General features: G+C 68.9%; 3 protein-coding genes. 1 reads left to right on the top strand and 2 read right to left on the bottom strand.

Going from position 1 to position 1,751, the window contains the following annotated elements; translation table 11 throughout:
* On the top strand, positions 1-755 hold a 755-nt coding region (locus KBX34_RS34145; RefSeq protein WP_210928956.1), incomplete at its 5' end, for an ABC transporter ATP-binding protein.
* Positions 756-840: 85 nt separating this feature from the next.
* Here the strand turns inward: KBX34_RS34145 and KBX34_RS32855 are convergent.
* Positions 841-1,455 carry an OmpA family protein gene (locus KBX34_RS32855; RefSeq protein ID WP_210928957.1) on the bottom strand — a complete coding sequence of 205 codons (615 nt, stop codon included), beginning with the start codon at positions 1,453-1,455 and terminating at the stop codon, positions 841-843.
* Positions 1,439-1,751 (bottom strand): hypothetical protein (locus KBX34_RS32860; protein ID WP_210928958.1); only part of this gene is annotated, 313 nt, incomplete at its 5' end. The genes KBX34_RS32855 and KBX34_RS32860, both read right to left, overlap by 17 nt.

Genomic DNA, 1,751 nt, shown 5'->3' on the forward strand with positions numbered 1-1,751 from the left:
GCACCAAGGCCGACATCGCCGAGGGCATGCGGATGGCGGTGACCAGCATGAACCTCGTCGGCCTGGAGGACCGTAGCCCGCACGAGCTCTCCGGCGGCCAGCAGCAGCGGGTCGCGTTGGCCCGGGCACTGGTGGTGCAGCCGAAGGTGCTCCTGTTCGACGAGCCGCTGTCGAACCTGGACGCGAAGCTGCGCGACGCCATGCGGACCGAGATCCGTCGCATCCAGAAGATGTTCGGGATCACCAGCATCTACGTCACCCACGACCAGGACGAAGCGATGAGCATGTCCGACCGGGTCGTGGTGATGAACAAGGGCAAGGTCGAGCAGGTGGCGACGCCCGGCGAGATCTACGCCCGCCCGGCCAGTGTCTTCGTGGCGGACTTCATCGGTCGGGCCAACTTCATCGAGACGGTGCCGGAGAGCATCGCCGACGGTAAGGCGACGGTGACGGTGCTCGGCCGGCGGCTGACTGTGCCCGCCCACTCGACGGTGGTGGCTGGATCGGGGGACGCGTACCTCATGGTCCGTCCCGAGACGGTGACGTTGTCGCCGGTCACCGATGGTGGGACCGGCCTGGGCGTGGTGCTGCGGTCGACGTTCCACGGGCCGAGCATCGACTACGAGGTGGAGACGACCGGCGGCACCGTCACGGTGACCGAGTCGGGCAAGGACCCACGGGATGCGGTGGCCGAGGGAACCAACGTGGACGTGGCCATCGACGCGGACCGGGCTTACCTGCTGAACCGGGAATGAGCCTGTGGCGGCCCTGCCGGCCTCCCCCGCAGTGTCGGCGGGCCGCCACCGCTCGACAACATCTGTATAAGAGGTCCCGTCGGTCTTACTTGTCGAACCGGATCTCGACGCGCCGGTTGCTGGCCCGGCCCTTGGGGTTGTCCTTGCCGCCGAGGGTGTTCGGCGCGACGGGCCGGGTCTCTCCGAAGCCCTTGATCTCATAGGTGACCTGGCTGCCACCTTCCGCGGACAGCACCGCTCGGACCGCCTCGGCTCGCCGGAGGGACAACGCCAGGTTCTGCGCGTCGTCGCCCACCGCGTCGGTGTGCCCGAAGATCTGCACCGTGCCGGTGGCCTCGGCGCGTAGTCGTCTCGCGATCTCGGCCAGCCGAGTGCGGGCTGCCGGCGAGAGGTCGGCCTTGCCGAACGCGAAGAGCACGTCCGCCGCCAGGATCAGCTCGATTCGTCCGCCGGACTCGGCTTCCAGACTGTTGCCGTCGAGATCCTCGGTACGCAGGTAGATGTCGTCTGTCGGTGCCAGGATGTCGATGATCGGGGCGTCGACCCGCGCGCCGGCCGCCAGCGTGGGCCCGGGCACGACCGCGGTCCCGGAGGTGGGTGTCGGCGTCGGCGCCGACCAGGCGGCGACCGGTTCGCTGACCAGCAGGAGGGTCAACGCGGTCGCGGCCAGGGCCGTACGCCCGCTAACCGAGCGGAACATTCTCGAACACCGGGACACGAGGGATGACGACATCCACGGCGGTGACGTCGTCCGGCGGGGCGCCGAACATGGCGTACAGGTCCACTGACTGACCGGGAGTGACGAAGACTGAGGCGAGGCCGGACGAAGCGAGGTACGTCACCTGACCGGGTTTCGCATCCGAGTCGCCGGCCCGGGCTACCAGGTGCCGCTTGCGGTTCTTCCGGTCGACCAACGTCACGCCGGAGAAGGCCAACGAGACGGTCTCACCTTGAAAGGCGCTGGCGATCTGCCAGCGTCCCGGGCTGCCCGCCGGA

Origin of the sequence: Micromonospora sp. M61 (genome assembly GCF_018070245.1) — a bacterium.
In the GTDB taxonomy this organism is placed as follows: domain Bacteria; phylum Actinomycetota; class Actinomycetes; order Mycobacteriales; family Micromonosporaceae; genus Micromonospora; species Micromonospora zamorensis.